15 protein-coding genes are annotated in these 17,414 nt (G+C 68.8%); 9 read left to right on the forward strand and 6 right to left on the reverse strand.

Annotated elements, in window-relative coordinates:
• From E0H45_RS15460 to E0H45_RS15485, 6 genes are read left to right on the forward strand one after another with little or no spacing between them, the layout of a single operon-like run.
• Positions 1-915 carry a carbohydrate ABC transporter permease gene (locus E0H45_RS15460; RefSeq protein ID WP_131338035.1) on the forward strand — a complete coding sequence of 305 codons (915 nt, stop codon included), beginning with the start codon at positions 1-3 and terminating at the stop codon, positions 913-915.
• Entirely contained in the window at positions 912-1,793 is an 882-nt protein-coding gene (locus E0H45_RS15465) for a carbohydrate ABC transporter permease (RefSeq protein ID WP_131338036.1), read from the forward strand. The genes E0H45_RS15460 and E0H45_RS15465 overlap by 4 nt, the downstream gene beginning before the upstream one ends.
• On the forward strand, positions 1,790-2,665 hold the full coding sequence (locus E0H45_RS15470) for an NAD-dependent epimerase/dehydratase family protein (RefSeq protein WP_238155024.1): 876 nt from the start codon (positions 1,790-1,792) through the stop codon (positions 2,663-2,665). The genes E0H45_RS15465 and E0H45_RS15470 overlap by 4 nt, the downstream gene beginning before the upstream one ends.
• Entirely contained in the window at positions 2,666-3,919 is a 1,254-nt protein-coding gene (locus E0H45_RS15475; RefSeq protein WP_131338037.1) for an enolase C-terminal domain-like protein, read from the forward strand.
• A 56-nt stretch (positions 3,920-3,975) separates the two neighbouring features.
• Positions 3,976-5,241 (forward strand): ROK family protein, encoded by a 1,266-nt coding sequence (locus tag E0H45_RS15480; protein ID WP_131338038.1) that lies wholly within the window; start codon positions 3,976-3,978, stop codon positions 5,239-5,241.
• Positions 5,238-5,795: a GNAT family N-acetyltransferase gene (locus E0H45_RS15485; protein ID WP_131338039.1), complete on the forward strand. Its 558-nt coding sequence runs from the start codon at positions 5,238-5,240 to the stop codon at positions 5,793-5,795. The genes E0H45_RS15480 and E0H45_RS15485 overlap by 4 nt, the downstream gene beginning before the upstream one ends.
• A gap of 91 nt (positions 5,796-5,886) precedes the next feature.
• Here E0H45_RS15485 and E0H45_RS15490 read toward each other — a convergent pair whose 3' ends face one another.
• The 3 genes from E0H45_RS15490 to E0H45_RS15500 all read right to left on the reverse strand — a co-directional run bounded on the left by E0H45_RS15490 (position 5,887) and on the right by E0H45_RS15500 (position 12,234).
• Positions 5,887-6,975 carry a Gfo/Idh/MocA family protein gene (locus E0H45_RS15490; protein WP_131338040.1) on the reverse strand — a complete coding sequence of 363 codons (1,089 nt, stop codon included), beginning with the start codon at positions 6,973-6,975 and terminating at the stop codon, positions 5,887-5,889.
• Between the two features lie 7 nt (positions 6,976-6,982).
• Positions 6,983-10,804, reverse strand: a complete 3,822-nt coding sequence (locus E0H45_RS15495) for a glycosyl hydrolase family 28-related protein (protein ID WP_131338041.1) — start codon at positions 10,802-10,804, stop codon at positions 6,983-6,985.
• Positions 10,805-10,869: 65 nt separating this feature from the next.
• Entirely contained in the window at positions 10,870-12,234 is a 1,365-nt protein-coding gene (locus E0H45_RS15500) for an MDR family MFS transporter (RefSeq protein WP_131338042.1), read from the reverse strand.
• 90 nt (positions 12,235-12,324) lie between these two features.
• Here E0H45_RS15500 and E0H45_RS15505 point away from each other — a divergent pair, with 90 nt between their 5' ends.
• Positions 12,325-12,885, forward strand: a complete 561-nt coding sequence (locus tag E0H45_RS15505; protein ID WP_131338043.1) for a TetR/AcrR family transcriptional regulator — start codon at positions 12,325-12,327, stop codon at positions 12,883-12,885.
• On the opposite strand, the gene E0H45_RS15510 is transcribed toward E0H45_RS15505, so the two are convergent.
• The gene (locus tag E0H45_RS15510; protein WP_131338044.1) at positions 12,869-13,981 is read right to left on the reverse strand and encodes a tyrosine-type recombinase/integrase; all 1,113 of its coding nucleotides are present in this window, start codon (positions 13,979-13,981) and stop codon (positions 12,869-12,871) included. The two genes, E0H45_RS15505 and E0H45_RS15510, sit on opposite strands and share 17 nt — an antisense overlap.
• A 126-nt stretch (positions 13,982-14,107) precedes the next feature.
• On the opposite strand from E0H45_RS15510, the gene E0H45_RS15515 reads away from it, so the two are divergent.
• Complete coding sequence (locus E0H45_RS15515; RefSeq protein ID WP_131338045.1) at positions 14,108-15,301, forward strand: coiled-coil domain-containing protein; 1,194 nt, start codon at positions 14,108-14,110, stop codon at positions 15,299-15,301.
• A gap of 131 nt (positions 15,302-15,432) precedes the next feature.
• Here E0H45_RS15515 and E0H45_RS15520 read toward each other — a convergent pair whose 3' ends face one another.
• Entirely contained in the window at positions 15,433-16,230 is a 798-nt protein-coding gene (locus E0H45_RS15520; protein WP_131338046.1) for an NAD(P)H-binding protein, read from the reverse strand.
• 56 nt (positions 16,231-16,286) lie between these two features.
• Here E0H45_RS15520 and E0H45_RS15525 point away from each other — a divergent pair, with 56 nt between their 5' ends.
• Positions 16,287-16,682 carry a winged helix-turn-helix transcriptional regulator gene (locus E0H45_RS15525; protein ID WP_202872350.1) on the forward strand — a complete coding sequence of 132 codons (396 nt, stop codon included), beginning with the start codon at positions 16,287-16,289 and terminating at the stop codon, positions 16,680-16,682.
• Positions 16,683-16,783: 101 nt separating this feature from the next.
• On the opposite strand, the gene E0H45_RS15530 is transcribed toward E0H45_RS15525, so the two are convergent.
• Entirely contained in the window at positions 16,784-17,191 is a 408-nt protein-coding gene (locus E0H45_RS15530; RefSeq protein ID WP_131338047.1) for a hypothetical protein, read from the reverse strand.
• Positions 17,192-17,414: the final 223 nt, after the last annotated feature.

Genomic DNA, 17,414 nt, shown 5'->3' on the forward strand with positions numbered 1-17,414 from the left:
ATGTTCCAGCAACGAACGCAGAAGTCCGGCCGGAGTGTTGCCACCTGGTACCGCTCCGGCGGGCTGAGCGCTGTCTTCTTCGCCCTGCCCCTGGTGCTGATCTTCCTGTACTTCTCCTGGGGCCCGATCGTGCGCGGCCTGGTGCTCAGCTTCCAGAAGAACAACCTGGTCGCCCCGCCCGAGTGGGTCGGGATGTCGAACTTCAGCTACGTGCTGACCGATCCGCAGCTCCCACAGGCAGCGCTCAACACGCTGTACTTCTGCCTGCTGGCTCTGATCTTCGGCTTCCCGGTGCCGTTGTTCCTGGCCGTGTTCATCAGCGAGCTGCGCAAGACCGGCTGGCTCTACAACGTGCTCTCCTACCTGCCGGCCGTCGTACCACCGGTGGCCGCGATCCTGTTGTGGACGTTCTTCTACGACCCGAGCGGGGCCGGCGTGTTCAACTCGATCCTCGGCTGGTTCGGGCTCGGGCCGTTCGCCTGGCTGAACTCGCAGACCCTGGCGATGCCGGCGATCGTGCTCGAGGCGACCTGGGCCGGCGCCGGTGCCACGTCGATCATCTACCTGGCCGCGCTGACCGGCGTACGGACGGAGTTGTACGAGGCAGCCGAGCTGGACGGGGCGGGGATCTGGAGGCGGGTCTGGCACGTCACGCTGCCGCAGATCCGCGGAATCATCCTGATCATGATGCTGCTGCAGCTGATCGGGACGTTCCAGGTGTTCACCGAGCCGTTCCTGTTCACCGGCGGCGGCCCGAACAACGCCACCACGACGATCCTGCTGCTGATCTACCGGTACGCCTTCATCAACGGCGACTTCGGCGCCGCCACCGCCCTCAGCGTCCTGCTCGCCGGGGTGCTGTGCGTGCTGTCGGTCGTCTACCACTTCCTGACGCGGCGCTGGAGCATCTCATGAGCGACGAACGAGGCATCATCTCCGTCTCCGACCGGAAAGTTTCGGTTGTCCGCTACGGGTTGCCGGCCATCCAGGTGCTGCTGTTCATTGGCCTGGTGATCGCTGGTGTCGGGCCGCTGCTGTGGCTGCTCAAGTCCGGTGTCTCGACGAGTCAGGACATCCTGCGCGGCCCGATGCAGCTGTGGCCGTCGGGTATCCAGCTGAAGAACATCCCCGACGCCTGGAACCGCGTGCAGATCGGCGCGTACCTGGGCAACACCGCGATCATCGCGATCGGTTCGATGATCTCGACCCTGTTCGTGTGTACGACGGGAGCCTTCGTACTGAGCGTCCTGCGGCCGAAGTGGGGCCTGATCATCACCGGCGCCGTACTCGCGACGCTGTTCCTGCCCGGTGTCATCTCGCTCGTCCCGCTGTACATGACGGTGCTGAAGATGCCGGTGCTCGGGATCAGTCTGCAGAACACCTTCTGGGCAGTCTGGCTGCCGCAAGCGGCCGGCGCGTTCAACATCCTGGTGATGAAGCGGTACTTCGACTCGATCCCACGCGAACTGATCGAGGCCGCCCGCATCGACGGCGCCGGCAACCTGAGGCTGTTCACCGCACTGATCCTGCCGCTGTCGAAACCGATCGTCGGAGTCGTCGCGCTCCTGACCGTCATCGGCTCCTGGAAGGACTACCTCTGGCCGCTGCTCGTACTGCCGGATCCACGGCTGCAGCCGATCTCGGTCGCCCTGCCGCGGGTGGCCAAGACCACAGAGATCTCCCTGCAGATGAGCGCGCTGTTCCTCGCGGTTCTGATACCTGTCGTGCTGTTCTTGGTGTTCCAGAAACAATTCCTGCGCGGCGTGGGAATGGCGGGAGGAGTTAAGGAGTGAACGAACTGAACGGTCGGCGGGTGTTGGTGACGGGGGCCGCCGGCCGGATCGGGCTGGTCACGGTCGAGCACCTGAACGAGCTGGGTGCGAAGGTGACCACCCTGTCGAACGTCGAGCACCCGGACCTGAAGGCGGACCGGGTGCTGATCGGCGACACCCGGTCCGAGACGGACGTGGCGCATGCGCTGGAGGATGCGGAGTACGTCGTGCACCTGGCAGCGCTCCCGCACCCCTCGGCCGGTACGCCGTACGAGGTGTACTCGATCAACGTGGTGTCGACGTTCAACGTGCTCGCCCAGGCCGGTGCGCTCGGCATCGACCGGGCCGTGATCGCGAGCAGCATCAACGCGACCGGCGTACCGTTCAACCCGCACGAGATCCGGCCGCCGTACTTCCCCTGGGACGAGCAGGCGGCGAGCGATGTCGGCGACGCGTACTCGCTGTCGAAGCAGAACGACGAGAACACCGCGCGGATGGCGTGGCGGCGCTGGGGGATCGACGTGGTCGCGTTCCGGTTCCCGCACGTCAACTCGGCGGAGGTGCTGCAGCAGATGTCCGACCACGTCCGGGAGCATCCGGGCAGCGGACTGCGGGAGGCCTGGAGCTACCTGGACACCCGCGACGCGGCGTACGCCGTCGAGCTCGGACTGACCGCGCCGTTGTCGGGCGCCCACACCTTCTTCGTGACCGCGAGCACCACCAACGCGCCGTACCCGACCGAGGACCTGCTCGACGCGTACGCGCCGGACGTGCCACGGTCGCGACGGTTCGCCGGACGCGAGGTGCCGATCGACCTGACCGCCGTACGGACCGTGCTCGGCTTCGAGGCCCGGCACGAACTCGACCTCCCCACCCTCTCCCTGGAGCTTTGAATGCCCTCGAACTTCGACCAGCCGTGGCCCGCGCGGGACGACATCCGGATCCGCGAGGTGAAGGCGATCGTCACAGCACCGCAAGGCATCCCGCTGGTGGTCGTGAAGATCGACACCACCGAACCGGGCCTCTACGGGCTCGGGTGTGCCACGTTCACGCAGCGCTGGAAGGCCGTCCAGACGTTCGTCGACGAGCACCTGTCCCGGCTCCTCGTCGGGCGCTACCCGGGTGACATCGGCGACCTCACCCGGCTGGCGTCGTACTCCGGGTACTGGCGTGGCGGTCCGGTCACGAACAACGCGATCTCCGGCATCGACCAGGCGCTGTGGGACATCGCCGGCAAGCGCGCCGGCATGCCCGTGTATGAGCTGCTCGGCGGCAAGGTCCGCGCGGCCGCGGACACCTACATCCACGCGAGCGGGCGAACGATCGAGGACACGATCGACCACGCGCAGAAACTGATCACGCAGGGCTGGCGGCACATCCGGCTGCAGGTCTCCACGCCGGGCGGCGGCGGGTACGGCGCTCCGCAGGTGCCGACGCTCTACCCGGACTCGCCGTACCACAACGGCTGGTCCGTGCGGGACTACCTGCGGACCACGCCGGAGCTGTTCGCGGAGGCGCGGCACGCGCTGCCCGACAACATCGAACTGCTCCACGACGTGCACTCGCGGCTGACGCCGAAGGAGGCGGTGCTGCTGGCTCGTTCGCTCGAGCCGCACCGGTTGTTCTTCCTCGAGGATGTGCTCGCGCCGGAGCTGTGGGACCGGCTGCCCGAGGTCCGGGCCGCCTCCCCGGTGCCGCTGGCCGTCGGCGAGCTCACGACGTCGTTCGGTGACGCGGTCCGGCTGATCCGGGACGGCGGTGTCGATTTCATCCGATCGCATGTTTCGGACATCGGCGGTCTCACCCCGGCCCGCAAGCTGGCCGATCTCGCCGAGATCTCCGGCGTACGGACGGCCTGGCACGGTCCGGGCGACACCTCGCCGATCGGCGCCGCGGCGAACGTCGCGCTGGACGTGACGTCCGTTGCCTTCGGCATCCAAGAGGGGCACATCTACAACGAGGCGACGTACGAGGTGTTCCCCGGGACGCTGCGGATCGAGGACGGTTGGCTGCGCCCGAACGAGGCGCCGGGCTGGGGGATCGACGTCGATCTGGAGGCAGCGGCTCGTTATCCGGCGGAACTGTCCGGTCACGACGAGTGGGCGGCCGGGGTACGGCGCATCGACGGAGCGCTCGAAGCTCCGTGACATCGGGCGTTGGGCAGTACGATCACGGCCAGTAGGGACGAGACGGGGAGGCGGAGATGAGCGATTCGGTCGAGGGACTCGCCGAGCTGCGGCGCGCGGGCGCGAACCAGTACGACCTGGGCTCGTTCAACGAGGCCGTGATCATCGAGACGATCCGGCTGGCCGGCATCATCAGCCGAACCGAGATCTCCCGCCGTACCGGCCTGACCCAGCAGTCGGTGTCGCGGATCTTGCGCCTCCTTCTCCAGCAGGGGCTGCTGGTCGAGGAGGCGCAGGAGCGCGCGGAGCGGCTCGGCAAGCCGCGGACGCCGGTGCGATTGCGGTCGAAAGCGGCGCACGCGGTCGGCATCCACATCGATCCCGAACTGCTCACCGTTGCCGTGGTGGACCTGGACGGCACGATCGTGCGGCGCGAAACGGTCGACCTCGCCGACGACCTCGCGGCGGACAAGCTGATCGACCTGACCGCGGCCACGGTGAACGCGGCGCTCAGCATCAGCCAGATCGACCTCGCCTCGATGCTCGGTGTGGGCGTCGCCGTACCAGGCCCGATCGATGCGGACGGGACGCTGCTCGCGCTGCCGTTGCAGCCGGCCTGGCGCGGGTTGAAGATCCGTCAGCTGCTACAGCAGAAGCTGAACCATCCGGTGCTGGTGGAGAAGGACGGTACGGCGGCCGCGATCGGCGAGCGGTGGATCGGGCGGTCGGCGCGGGCGCGGGACTTCGCGTACCTCTATCTCGGCACCGGCGTCGGCAGTGGCCTGATCCTGAACGGCTCGATCTACCGCGGCGGCACGGCCAACGCCGGTGAGTTCGGGCAGATCGCGGCGCTGCGGATGGGGGAGTGGGACCCTGCCGACGGACCCCGCATGATCCCCGAGTGCAACCCGACGGCGTCGCTGCCGGTGATCGCGGGCGAGTTCGGGTACGTCGAGACCGATCCGGCCGCGACCGACGAGGCCAAGCGGTACCGCGCCGTGTGCAAGGCGGCGGCCGACGGGGACGTCGCGGCGGTGAAAGCGGTCACGCAGGTCGCCCGCGTCATCGGTCAGGGTGCGGTCGGTCTGGTGGATCTGCTCGATATCGATCTCGTGGTCCTCGGCGGGCCGGCGTACGGCAAGGAGATCTCGGAGATCCTGCTGACCGAGATCGGGCGCGCGGTGAACGCGCATCCGGTGGCACGGGAGACCCGGCCGGTCGCGGTCGAGGAGTCGATGCTGCAGACCGACGCGGCCGCGGTCGGGGCGGCGTCGACGATCTTCCACGACGCGTTCACCCCTCGGGTCTCGGGATCGAGTCAGGCACGTAGGCTGCCGAAGTGATCGAACCCCGCCCGCTGACGCCGGAGATCGAGCTCCGGATCGCGACCCTCGACGACGCCCCTGCTCTCGCCGACGCACAGACCCGGAGCCGCGACCATCTCCGGCCCTGGGAGCCGGTCCGGGACGAGAAGTGGTTCACCACCGTCGGACAGGCCGAGCGGATGACGTACCAGCTCGAGCGCTACAAGAACGGCCAGGTTGTGCCGTGGGTGCTGGCCGAAGGCGATCGCATCGTCGGCCAGATCACGTTGAGCGACCTGGTCCCCGGCCCGTTCCGTAGCGCGGCGCTCGGATACTGGCTGGCCGCCGACGTGCTGGGCCGCGGCCTTGCCACCCGCGCCGTCGACGCCGTCGCCGAGATCGCCGACGCCGAGCTGAAGCTGCACCGCATCGAGGCGAGCACTCTCACCGGCAACGTCGCCTCGCAGCGAGTCCTGCAACGCACCGGATTCGCCCAGATCGGCATGGCCCCGACCTACCTCCACATCGACGGCCACTGGCAGGACTGCAACCTCTACCAACGCATCCTGAACTCCCGCGACCCCGGCGCGTAGGTGATCCCCAGGCCATCACAATCGCCGTCGGCGAGCGTGGACACGCTGGGCCGAGTTCTGCTCGGCGCATTGTGATGGCCTGGAGATCGAGTCAGCCAGGCGGGAGACCGACGCCGCGGGAGACGTCTACGTCGTCGTAGCGGCCCTCGAGGACGTCGACGAACTTGACCGGGCGTTGGAGGGTGGAGGCGATGTAGACGGCTCGTACTGTGGCGAGCGCGTCGATGGCGTCCTGGACGGTGATGGCCGGCGGGGTGCCGTCGGCGATCGCCTTGAGGATGTCGTCGTACTGCGCTTTGTGGCCGCCGGGGCCGCCGACGTCGACGGGCTGGTCGTCGGTGGAGCCGTCCACGTTCAGCCGGCGGAGGCGGTCGTCCTCGACCTCTGCGCCGCCTTCGGTGCCGTGGACGGAGACCCGAGTACGACCGCCGGGGAACGCCGCGGTGGTGGCGTGCAGCGTGCCGACGGCGCCGTTCTCGAAGGTGATCGTGGCGACGACCGTGTCCTCGACCTCGATCGCGTGGTGCGCAGCCCGCAGCGCCTGGGCCTGGATGCTCACCGGACGGCCCATGAACCACAGCATCAGGTCGACGGTGTGGACGCCCTGGTTCATGAGCGCGCCACCGCCGTCCTGCGTCCACGTCCCGCGCCAGCCCGCCGACGCGTAGTACTCGTCGCTGCGCCACCAGGCCACCGACGCGACGGACGACGTCAACTGCCCGAATCGGCCGGCGTCGATCGCCTGCTTGACCACGGCGCTGCCGGCGTCGAAGCGGTGCTGGCTGATCACCGACGACTGCACGCCATGGCTCCCGGCCCGGGTGGCCGCCGCGCCGAGGCGGCGGGCCCGGACCAGGTCGACGTCGAGGGGCTTCTCGATCACGACGTGCTTCTTCTCGTTCAGCGCCTGCTCGGCCAGCGCGGCGTGCGTGCCACTCGGGGTGCAGATCGCGACGAGGGACACGTCCGACCCACCCAGCGCCGCGGTCAGGTCGTCGTACACCTTCGGCTCCGGCTGGCCGAGCTCGACCAGCTGCGCCTGGAGTGCCTCCCGGGCCGCGGCGTCACCGTCCACCAGGGCGGTGACGATCGCGTCCGGCCGTTCCGCGATGGTCTTGGCGTGGGTGCGGCCGATGATGCCGCACCCGACGATCGCGACCTGCTGTTGTGTGTCAGCCATCTCGCTCCTACATCGGTGTGAAGTTGGCTATCAGTTTCTGGTCCGCCGAGACGGTGAAGGTGTACGACGGCGCTGTCGACACCACGGTCCCGTCCACGGTCCAATCCCGGAAAACGCTATCCGATCCTGGCGCTGCCGTCACGGTGACCTGCGCGCCGACCTCGTAGGTTCCCGGCTCGGACTCGTTCCCCGCGATGCTCACGGTGCCGTTCCCGTTCGCCTGGACCGCGATGCTGCGCTGGACGACGTTGATCACCATCACGTTGTGCAACGTCGCCGGACCGCTCAGCGTCGCGCCGTTGTAGCGGGCGAGGTTCGTCGCCTCGACCTCGCCGCTCACGACCCGCACGGTGTGCCCGTCGCCGCCGAGGTTGTCGGTACCCAGGTTGAACGCGTCCACCTGACCGGAGTTCACCACGAGGCCGTCGTGGAACCCGTACGCGAACACGTTCAGCAGGGTCAGTCCGCGCGCCCCGTCGACGGTGACGATCTTCGCGGTCTTCCGCATGTACTTGTCGATGACGAGCTCGAAGATGCGACCCTCGTTCATCCAGTACGGCTGCTGGTACCCGACCCGGGTGACCGCGTTCCCGTTCGACAGCACACCCTCGACGCGGCCGTCGCGCCCCGGGCCGATCGCGATCGCGTGGTCGAAGAACGCGCCCGCGACCTTGCGGACCACGACGCCGTCGCCGCTGAGGTCGATGCCGTTCCAGGCGTTCGGGAACCCGGCGTTGATGACGTAGTTCGCGCCGGCGTGCCCGCGGACCGCGTACGGGTACGGCACCACGCCCTCGGCGTTGCCCGGGTTGTTCTCCGGGTAGAAGACCCGCAGCCCGCGGACGCCGGCGCCCTTCCCGGAGAGCGTCAAGAGAGCGGTTGCGGACTCTCCCGCGCCGCGTCCCTCGAACGCCTGCAAGACTGTCCCGCCGCTCGCCCCGCCCTGGTCCCGGTTCGGTACGGCGGACGCACCGCGCAACTCGACCTTCGCCGGAACGCTCAGATGCGTACTGATCCGGTACCAGCCGGCGGGCAGGTAGACGATCCCGCCACCTTCACGCCCGGCGCGATCGAGCACCTTCTGCACCTCGCGCGTCGCGTCGGCGGCCGGCAGGTACCCGACCCCGTACGGCGCATCCACGACGTACAGCTTCTGCACCGGTCGGGGGAGCGCTCTCTGGGTGTAGCTCGGTGCGGCGCCCGACATGCGGTGGATGATGCCCGAGAGAACGCCAGAGAGCGCTGTCCCGGTGATCTTCACGTAGCCACGCGAGTTGTTGGTGATGCCGCCCTCAACGTGACCGCCGGCGAGCGTCATGCCCCACCGGTCGTCCATCACGTCGACGAGCAGCCCGGTCCCGACCCGGCGTACGTCGGGTTCGAGGAAGCTGCCGGTGAACTGGGCCCGCTGGCCCGCGACGACGTGGATGCCGACGGCATAGTCGGAGAGCGCGATCCGGTAGAACTGGTCCCACTCGAGGTCGCCGAGCACCAGGCCGGTGCCGTGTGCCCGGGTCCAGGCGTCGAGAGTGGCCCGAGCCGGCGGGTGGTAGGCGGCCGGCGCGGACGACCAGTACGAGTTGCTGAAGGCAACGTTCTCCCAGGTGCCGACGTCGGCGCCGTTGTAGGCGCGGGCGCCCTCGAACAGCGCCGTACCGCGGACGTTGCGGATCGTCGTCGACTCGTGCACCTGCCCCGAGCTCGGGGCGTTGCCGTGGTCGTTCGGCATCGTGCTGACGCCGATACCGCGGTACGAGTTCAGCATGGTGACGTCGGAGACCGTCGCCATCATGTAGTTCTCGTTGCCGATCCACGCCCCGCCGGGGATCTCGAACGTGTAGTTGTACGGAACCGGAGTGCTCGCGTTCTGGTGCGGGTAGTACGTCGTCACGCCGAGAACGCCCGCGCTGCCGCCGATCCGGAACAGACTCGGCCCGTCGTCACCCGATGGCAGGTCGGCGACGATCACCGTGCCCGTACCGAGCTTCTGACCGTGGTCGCCGCGGAGACTGCAGAACGCGTGTACCTCGATCGTGTCGGTCACCTTGTACTGCCCGGCCGGCAGCCACACCGTGCCACCGCCCGCGTCCTGGCAGGCGTAGATCGCCTGCTGGATCGCCTTCGTGGAGTCTCGCCGGCCGCTGCGGTCGGCGCCGAACTGCGTCGCGTCGAAGTCCGCGACCACACCGTCCTCGGTCGGGTTGCTCGTCGCAACGAGCCGCGGCGTCGGCTTCACGACCGGCGCCAGCCGCAGCTGCAACTCCTTGACGGCAAAGGAATCGGCCCCGGTCATCGCAACCCGGACGTACCGTGCGCTGACCGTCGCGAACCGCGTCCGGCCGAACTGGTTACCGCCAGGCGATCCGGTCCGGCCGACGCTGACGAACTTCTGCCCGTCGTTCGAGACCTGAACGGTGTAGTCAGGGGAGGACGCCTCGGCCCATTCGACCCGCACATCGTTCACGGGCCGCGGCGCACCGAGATCGATCTGCAGCCACGAGTCCGCACCACCGGTCCAGACCGTCTGGTGGTCGTTGTCGTTGACCTGAGCAGCGCCGGTCCCACCGCTCGCGGTCGCCGTACCGTCGTCCGCGAAGTTGGTGTCCACGACCGACGCGATGAACGCGTCCAGCTTGGCCTGCAACGTCGTGAGCGCGGCCTTGACCTGTACGTCGGTGACGCCCGGAGTGGACGCGATCGCCTGAGCGTTGTCGATCGCGTCCTGCAGCGTGGCGCGGCTGCCGACCGGGTACTGCCCGTCGCGCGTCCCTTCGCGGGCGGCCTTCTCGGTACGAGTCGCCTGACCGATGAGGTCGACGAGACCCTCGGTGACGTCGAGGGTGGTCGCGACCTTGGCGACCCGGACCGCGGCGACCTTGAGGTCGACCGCGCCGTCGCCGTTGTGGATCCGGAGGTCGCCGCCGTTCGAGCGGTTCGTCATGACCGCATCCGGCAGCGCGAACGTGTAGGTCTTCCACGTCTTGGTGTCGCCGTACCGAACGACCTCGGAGTTCTTGAACTTGTCCGGGATCGTCTCGCCGGGGGAGTCGTAGTGCAGACCGAACTGGCCGCTGCCCTCGTCGAAGTAGTCGATGCTGACCAGCACGAGAGCGCGGTTGTCGTACAGGTAGGTGTCGGCGACGTTCAGGTAGAAGAAGTTCGTCCCCGGCGCCGGTGCGGTGTGATCGGTCTGCCAGTACGGGCGACCGTCCTGGACGCCGGTCACCAGGTGCGACGCGTCGTCGCCGGCCCGCGGGCTGATCCCGTTCTGCACGGGCGTCGCGCCGAGCTGCACCGACGCTCCCGCCGTACTGATCCGCAGGCCGGCGATCGTGATGTCAGCGCTGCCGAAGACGCGGACATCGGCGTCGCCGAGGCGGTTGGTGAACGCGATGCCGGTCAACGAGAAGACGCCGGTCTTCCACTGCCCGGTGTTCGTGAGTTGGACGTCGGTGGTGTCCTGCTGCGGGTCGGCCTTGGCGTCGTACTGGAGTTCGAGAGTGCCTGAGCCGCTGTCGAGATAGGTCACCGTCACCAGGACGTCGTCGGTGCCGATCTCGTCGACGTAGTCACTGTCGACGTCGAACTCCAGGTAGCCGGTGCCGGCCGCCTGGTTGGTCTGCCAGTACGTGCGGCCTTGCTCGGTGCCGGTCCGGAGTCCGGCCGGGTCGTCGCCGGCGGCGGGCTGCACGCCGAGCGTGGTCGGAGTGGGGCCGAGATCGGCACCGACCCCACTGGGATACATGGTGGCAGCGCGCGCCGTCGGTACGGCGAGAACGCTGATGAGGAGCACGGCGGGAAGGACACGCGCGAGCAAGCGACTGGACATGCTGAAACCTCCAGGTGGCGGACCGGAAGATCAACTGCGCGGATAAGTTAAACCAAGCGTGTTACTTATTCAAGAGCCCGGCGTCGGGGCAGGAAGAACGCTGGTACGGCGGCCAGCACGGTGAACCCGATCGCCCACCCGAAGCTGTGCGCGTAGGCCGTCGACGCGTGGTGTCCGGTGAGCTGGCTCTGCAGTACGACGGCGAGCGTCGCGGCACCGAAGGCGCCGCCCAGCTGCTGCATGATCCGCGTGGTGCTGCTGGCGTGCGGGATCTGCGCCGGCTCGAGGTCGCGGAAGGCGCCGACCATCACCGCGAGATTGACCGCGCTCAACCCGGCGCCGCGAAGCACGAGCGCGGTCCCGAGTAGCCAGTACGACGCCTCCGCGATCGCGAACGGGATGGTTCCGAGTGCAGTCAGAACGATGCCGGCAAGGACGACCGGGCGCGGGCCGAGGCGATCCGTGAGACCCCCGGCGGTCCGCGCGAGCAGGCTGCCGATTCCTTGCGGTACAAGGAGGAGGCCGGCGGCAGTCACCGTCTCGCCGCGGGCCTGCTGATAGAAGAGCGGGAGGAGCAGCATCGCGCCGTACAGACCGAAGCCGGTGAGGAACATGAGCGCGGTCGACGCGGCGAACGATCTCGTGCGGAAGAGTGCCAGGTCGATGAGTGGCTCGGCGGCGCGACGCAGTACGAACGCTGTCAGCAGCAGCACGCCAGCGGCGAGCGGAAGGAGTACGGCGGAGTGGCCGAAGCCGTGGTCGCCGACCTGGCTGAGACCGTAGATGATCGCGGCGAGCGCGGGGGAGACCAGGAGCAGTCCGAGTACGTCGAGCCGTGCCGCGATCGCCGGAGGGTCGGGCTTGAGTACACCTACGGCGAGGGCGATCGCGGCGATGCAGATCGGCACGTTCACGTAGAAGATCCAGCGCCAATTCAGGTGACCGACCAGGACGCCGCCGATCACCGGGCCGAGAATCGGTCCGACCATCGCGGGCAGCGTGACGACCGCCATCAGCCGGCCGATCCGTTCGCGGCCGGCGGCGCGCAGCAGCAACGTCTGCAGGATCGGCAGCATCAGGCCGCCGCCCACGCCCTGGACGACGCGGAACGCGATCAGCGAGCCGACGGTCCACGCCGCACCGCACAGCATCGATCCCGCGAGGAACAGTCCGAGCGCGACGATCCACATCCGTTTGGCGCCGAAACGGTTCGCCGACCAGCCGGTGATCGGGACCGCCATCGCCAGCGCCAGCAGGTACGCCGTACTGACCCATTGGAGCGTGGCGACCGAGGCGCGCAGGTCGGCACCCAGGGTATGGATCGCGACCGTGACGATCGTGCTGTCGAGCAGCGGGGCGAGCGCGCCGAGCACGAGGACGGCGGCGAGTTTCAGGACCGACCGGTCGAGGCGGTCCGTCTGAGTGCTCATCCGAGAGTCTCCTTAGAGACGTGGCGTCTCTTACGCGTTTCAGGGTAGGCTCGGATCATTAAGAGACGCAAGGTCTCTTCTGGAGGTTTCATGGAACGCCGCCGCGGTGCCGAACTCGAGGCCGTCCTGCTGGACGCCGCCTGGGCCGAGTTGATGGAGTCCGGCTACGCGCAGCTGACGATGGAGGCGGTCGCGGCGCGGGCGCAGACCGGCAAGCAGGTGCTGTACCGGCGCTGGCGGAACCGGGCCGAGCTGGTGATCGCGTCGATGCGGCACCACGCCGGCTCGATCGTCGAGAACGTACCGGACACCGGGTCGCTGCGCGGCGACGTACTCGGAGTGCTGCAGCAGATGGCCGACCGGTTCACCCAGCTCGGACCGGACACCATCCACGGGCTGATGGCCGAGGCGCCGGACCTCGATCCGGAGGTGTACAGCCGGATGACCGGCGTAATGGCGGCGATCGTGAAGCGGGCCGCGGAGCGCGGTGAGATCGCGACGGCCGACGTACCCGTCGTAGTCCTGACCGCACCCACGAATCTGATGAGGCACGAGATCTTCTTCAGCCACTCGCCAGTGCCGTCGTCGACCATCACAGCACTGGTCGACGACGTGTTCCTGCCACTCGTCGGGTTCAGCCGGGGGACTTGAGGTGCCGGGGGACGGCGGTCATGATCCGGCCGAGGTCGTCGGTGAGCGCGGCGACCCGTTCGGCGCGGCCGTCGTCGTCGATGTAGATCATGACGGTGCGGACGTCCGCGTGCCCGGACAGTTCCTGGAGGTCCTCGGCGCTGTGACCGCGCCGCTTCTGGTCGGTGATAGCGGTGGCACGCAGGGAGTGCGGGCCGATGGTTTCCGGGCGGGGGATACCGGCCGCTCTGGCCAGGCGGCGAAGTAGCCGGGTGACGTCGTGCCGGTCGAGCCGATCGCCGTCGGCATCGGCGATGAGCGGAGCCGGTCCCGTCCCGGTCCAGGCCGGACGGCTCGCACGGTACAGGTCGAGAAGCTCGGCCACAGTGGTCTCGAGTGGTATGCGGATCGACTTCCCGCCCTTGCGGGTCACGACGAGCCACGTTCGCCGGCCCTCGTCCTGACGGTCGGTGTCGTTCGCACCGCAGAGCTCGGAGACTCGCAGAGCGCCGGTATAGAGGAGACCGACGGCCAGGGCGTCGCGGACGTCACTTGCCGCCGCGAGCAACGCGGCGACCTGATCAGCGTCCAGGACACGCGCTGACGTGGCGCGCCGTCCGCGGTGGAACTTCGGCCGGTGGTCGTCGTCGGAGATGGGGGACACCACGGGTAGGCCCCAGCCGGCGGCGTACCGGTACAGGCTGGACAGCGTCGACAGGCGGCGCGAGACCGAGGACGCGGCCGCCCCCGCGTCCTGCTGACAGGTCAGCCACATCGTCACCTCCCCGCGGTGCAGGTCCAGGCCGAACCGCTCCCGGCCGAGCTCACGGCGGGCCCAGTCGGCCCACAGCAGCAGGTCGTCGGCATACCCGATCCGCGTGTCACGACTTGCCCGTCTGGTGCCGCCGAGCCACAGCACGACCAGTGCGGTCAGCTCCGGGGTCAGGGCTTCGGCGAGGAGGTCGAGCCGGTCGACGGGAGCCGTTTCCCGATCGTGGAGGGGCCGTCGGCGGCCGAGGACGCGGCGCACGGCAGCTTCCGTGGCCGCATCGGGCCTCGGGAGCTCGACGGCAGTCTCCATCTGGTGAAACACGAGCGGCGCCGGCAGATCGTCCACAGAAGAGAAACTAGCGCATAACGGGGATTATGCGCTAGTTCAGTTCAGTTTCGTTCAGTCAAAATTGGCGGACAATAACCATACTCAAACCGGAACTTTATCGACGCAATCCATTAGAGTGGCGTCATGACGACGACAGAGGCGGAGCCCCTCGCGCGGACCCGGCCGGGACTGTGCGAATTCCCTGGAGTGACTTGCGAGAACCCGAAGCAGGTTGATCCCGGTACGCCGGGGCGGCCGCCGAAGTACTGCGGCCGCGAAGGCGCAGGCGTCGACGGCAAGCCGGTCGTTCACAACAAAGCGAACGCTTGGGCCGCGAAGAATCGCCTGGCCAGGCAACCGGTGCGCCGTGATGCCGCCGCTGCCGGCTCCGAACCGGTGCCGGGCCGGGTGACGGCGGCCCGGATGACCCTCGAGCAGTTGATGAAGAGCAACCTGCCACGCTTGGTGGAGGAGCTGGAGGGATACCTCGCGCAGCTGGCGGACGCGGTCCGCACGTACGGCGACGCGGAAGCGGTCGCGGCCGAGGTGGAGCAGTTGCAGGCGGAGTCGCGTGCGGAGCTGGCCGACCTCGAGCGGCGGCGTGGGGAGGAAGAGCACCGGCGTCGAAAGGCGGAGCAGCAGGCCGCCGAAGCCGAGGACGCACGGGAGGAGGCCGACGAGGCTGCCCGGGAGGCCGTCGCGGCGCTGGACGAGGCTCGCGTCGATGTCGCGGTTGCCGAGGAAGCGGCAGAACGGGCCCGGCGAGAAGCGGCCGCCTTGCGTGAGAGCGCCGCCGCTGAGCTGGAGCAGCTACGGCAAGAGATGGCGGTCGTCCGCGAAGCAGCAGCTGCGGAGGTGGAGCAGGTACGCGCCGAGACCGAGCAGCGGATCCGTGACCTTCAGGCCACGGCCGAGGAACAGGTCCGCCAGGCCCGTAGCGAACTCGAGGCCGCACGAATCGCCCAGGCCGCAGCCGAGGCCGAACGCCACACCGCACAGGCGACCGCGGACCAACTCCGCACCGAGCTCCGCCAGGAGCGCGAGCAACACCGGGCAGAGCTGGACGCCCTCCGCACCGAACACCGCACCGACCGCGAACAGCTGCGAGCCGACCACCAGGCCCAACTGGCCGACGCCAGACGATCAACCGAAGACCGCGTGGCCGCCCTGGCCGCCGCCCAACGAGCTGCCGAACAATTCGCCGAATCCCTCCGCGACCAGCTCGCCACCCGATCAGCCCCGCCGCCTGACTCCGAAGAGGTGACGGGCAGGTCCAAGGCCACCGGCACGGAACGGGAAACCCGCGGGCACGACAAACCACCCGCGCCCGCGGGGTAACCCCTGTGCCGCCGCCGCAGGAGCCTCGGCCGCCGCGGCAGGCGCCTGGGCTGCCCGCCGCAGCACAGCCTGTGCTGCGGGCGCGGGCATCAGGCTGTGCTGCCGGCGCGGGCATCAGGCTGTGCTGCGGCTCAGCGGAAGGCTTCGAGGTTGCGGGTGACCCAGTCGGTGAAGGTGTGGGGCGGGCGGCCCAGGACCTTCTCGACGTCGGGGCTGACCGCTTGCTCGGCCGGCGTGGGTGTACCGAGCACATCGAGCGTGGCCTCGACGACGGGCGCAGGCATGAACGTGAGCATGCCGGCCCGAGCCTCGTCCCGGCTCAGCTCCGTGAAGCTGATCGGCGTACCGATCACGTCCTGGATCACCGCCGCCTGCTGGCGCGGTGAGATGGCCGCGGGCCCGGTCAGCGTGTAGACGGCGTTCGCGTGGCCGGCGTCGCGGAGTGCCGCCGCGGCGACCGCGGCGATGTCCTGCGGGTCGACGGCCGGTAGCGCGACGTCCGCGAACGGCGCGGCCATCGCGCGCCGGGTCCGGATCGACTCGGCCCACGCGAAGGCGTTGCTGGCGAAGTTGCCTGGACGCAGGATTGTCCAGTCGAGATCCGATCCGGTCACGGCGTCCTCGTGCACCGAAGGGTGGCGCCCGCTGGTGACGCCTTGGGACGAGAGCAGGACGACGCGCCGCACGCCGGCGTTGCGGATCACGTCGACGACGGGCCGGAGGTTGCCGTCGGCAAGGAAGTCGGCGGAGGTGAGCAGGAAGACGGCTTTCGCGCCGTCGAGGGCCGGTGCGAGGGGTTCGGGACGGGTGAGGTCGGCCTGGTGGCCGTCGCCGTGCCGCGAAACGGGGACGACGTCCTCGCCGGCGGCGGTCAGGGTCTGGACGAGGGGGCGGCCTACGTTGCCGGTTGCTCCGGTGATCACGATCATGGTGATGACGCTACTGGTCGCGGGATAGTAGGTACCTAGAGGATAGTATTGGGTTTGTGAGCGAGAGCACAGCAGTTGATGCGGCAGTCGATCCCGTGCAGGCCTGCCCGATCGCGCCGGTTGTCGACCTGGTCTTCAGTCGGTGGACGACGCCGATCCTGTGGACGCTGAACGAGTACGGGCAGCAGCGGTTCGTCGAGTTGCAGCGCCTGATCGGGGTGATCACGCCGAAGGTCCTCACGCAGCGCCTGCGTCAACTGGAACGCGACGGCCTGGTCACCCGCACGTACCACGCCGAGGTCCCGCCGCGCGTCGAATACGAGATCAGCCCCCTCGGCCGCAGTCTCGCCCCGCTCTTCCACTCCCTTGCCGAATGGTCGCCCAACCTCACCAAGGTGCAAGCCGCCCGCGAAGCCTTCGACACCCACGAACCCGCCCACCGCCGCCCCTGACACGCCCGTTCACACGCGAGGGGATATCCCCTCGCGTTGTGGGTTCTCCCCTCGCATACCAACGGAGAACCCCCAACGGGAGGGGATATCCGTTCGTGTTGTCAGGCGACGCCGACGAGGTCTCGGGTGCGGAGGGTTTCCAGGAGGGTTAGGAAGTGGGTGGTGGCGTCGGCCAGGTGGAGGAGGCCGGCTTCGTGGTGGTGCCAGCCGAACTCGAGTTCGCCGTCGATGGTGCGTTCGTCGAGCGGTACGGCGTACCGGCTCAGCATCACGCGGGACGGGCCGGTCTGCGGGTGGTGGTCGCCGCAGCCGCACTCGGCGGGGATCGTGATCGCGGTCAGCGCATCGGGGGAGTAGCTGCGCAACCGGAGCGTCGTGCCGCGGGCGGTGAACTGGACGATCGTGGCGTCAGGCAGCTGGACGAGCAGCTCGACCGGTACGGCGTACGAACCGGGAAGGAGCCGGAGACCACGAGATGCGAGCAGATCGGCGAGAGCCGGGAGATTCATGCGAATTCCTGTGAGTGCTGTGTCGGCGGGCGGGCCACGGAAAGGTCAGGGCCTCGTGCGCCGAGAGTCGGCGCGCGTCAGCGACAACAGCAACAACACAGCATCTGCATGCCGAAGATCATGACAGCACCCGGGGTCCACCGCCAAACACCGTCCGCGATGTGGGACAACTGTCCGTGATGTGTCAGCGAGGGCTCGACCCTCCCGCTGCCGGAGGGTCCAT

The sequence above is a fragment of the Kribbella soli genome (assembly GCF_004331345.1).
Classification (GTDB): domain Bacteria; phylum Actinomycetota; class Actinomycetes; order Propionibacteriales; family Kribbellaceae; genus Kribbella; species Kribbella soli.

Bases quoted from the DNA above. Each gene is read 5' to 3' on its own strand.
- E0H45_RS15490 (WP_131338040.1), bottom strand. From the start codon at position 6,975: ATGGCTGACACACAACAGCAGGTCGCGATCGTCGGGTGCGGCATCATC.
- E0H45_RS15500 (WP_131338042.1), bottom strand. From the start codon at position 12,234: ATGAGCACTCAGACGGACCGCCTCGACCGGTCGGTCCTGAAACTCGCC.
- E0H45_RS15505 (WP_131338043.1), top strand. From the start codon at position 12,325: ATGGAACGCCGCCGCGGTGCCGAACTCGAGGCCGTCCTGCTGGACGCC.
- E0H45_RS15515 (WP_131338045.1), top strand. From the start codon at position 14,108: ATGACGACGACAGAGGCGGAGCCCCTCGCGCGGACCCGGCCGGGACTG.
- E0H45_RS15480 (WP_131338038.1), top strand. From the start codon at position 3,976: ATGAGCGATTCGGTCGAGGGACTCGCCGAGCTGCGGCGCGCGGGCGCG.
- E0H45_RS15465 (WP_131338036.1), top strand. From the start codon at position 912: ATGAGCGACGAACGAGGCATCATCTCCGTCTCCGACCGGAAAGTTTCG.
- E0H45_RS15475 (WP_131338037.1), top strand. From the start codon at position 2,666: ATGCCCTCGAACTTCGACCAGCCGTGGCCCGCGCGGGACGACATCCGG.
- E0H45_RS15530 (WP_131338047.1), bottom strand. From the start codon at position 17,191: ATGAATCTCCCGGCTCTCGCCGATCTGCTCGCATCTCGTGGTCTCCGG.
- E0H45_RS15495 (WP_131338041.1), bottom strand. From the start codon at position 10,804: ATGTCCAGTCGCTTGCTCGCGCGTGTCCTTCCCGCCGTGCTCCTCATC.
- E0H45_RS15460 (WP_131338035.1), top strand. From the start codon at position 1: ATGTTCCAGCAACGAACGCAGAAGTCCGGCCGGAGTGTTGCCACCTGG.
- E0H45_RS15520 (WP_131338046.1), bottom strand. From the start codon at position 16,230: ATGATCGTGATCACCGGAGCAACCGGCAACGTAGGCCGCCCCCTCGTC.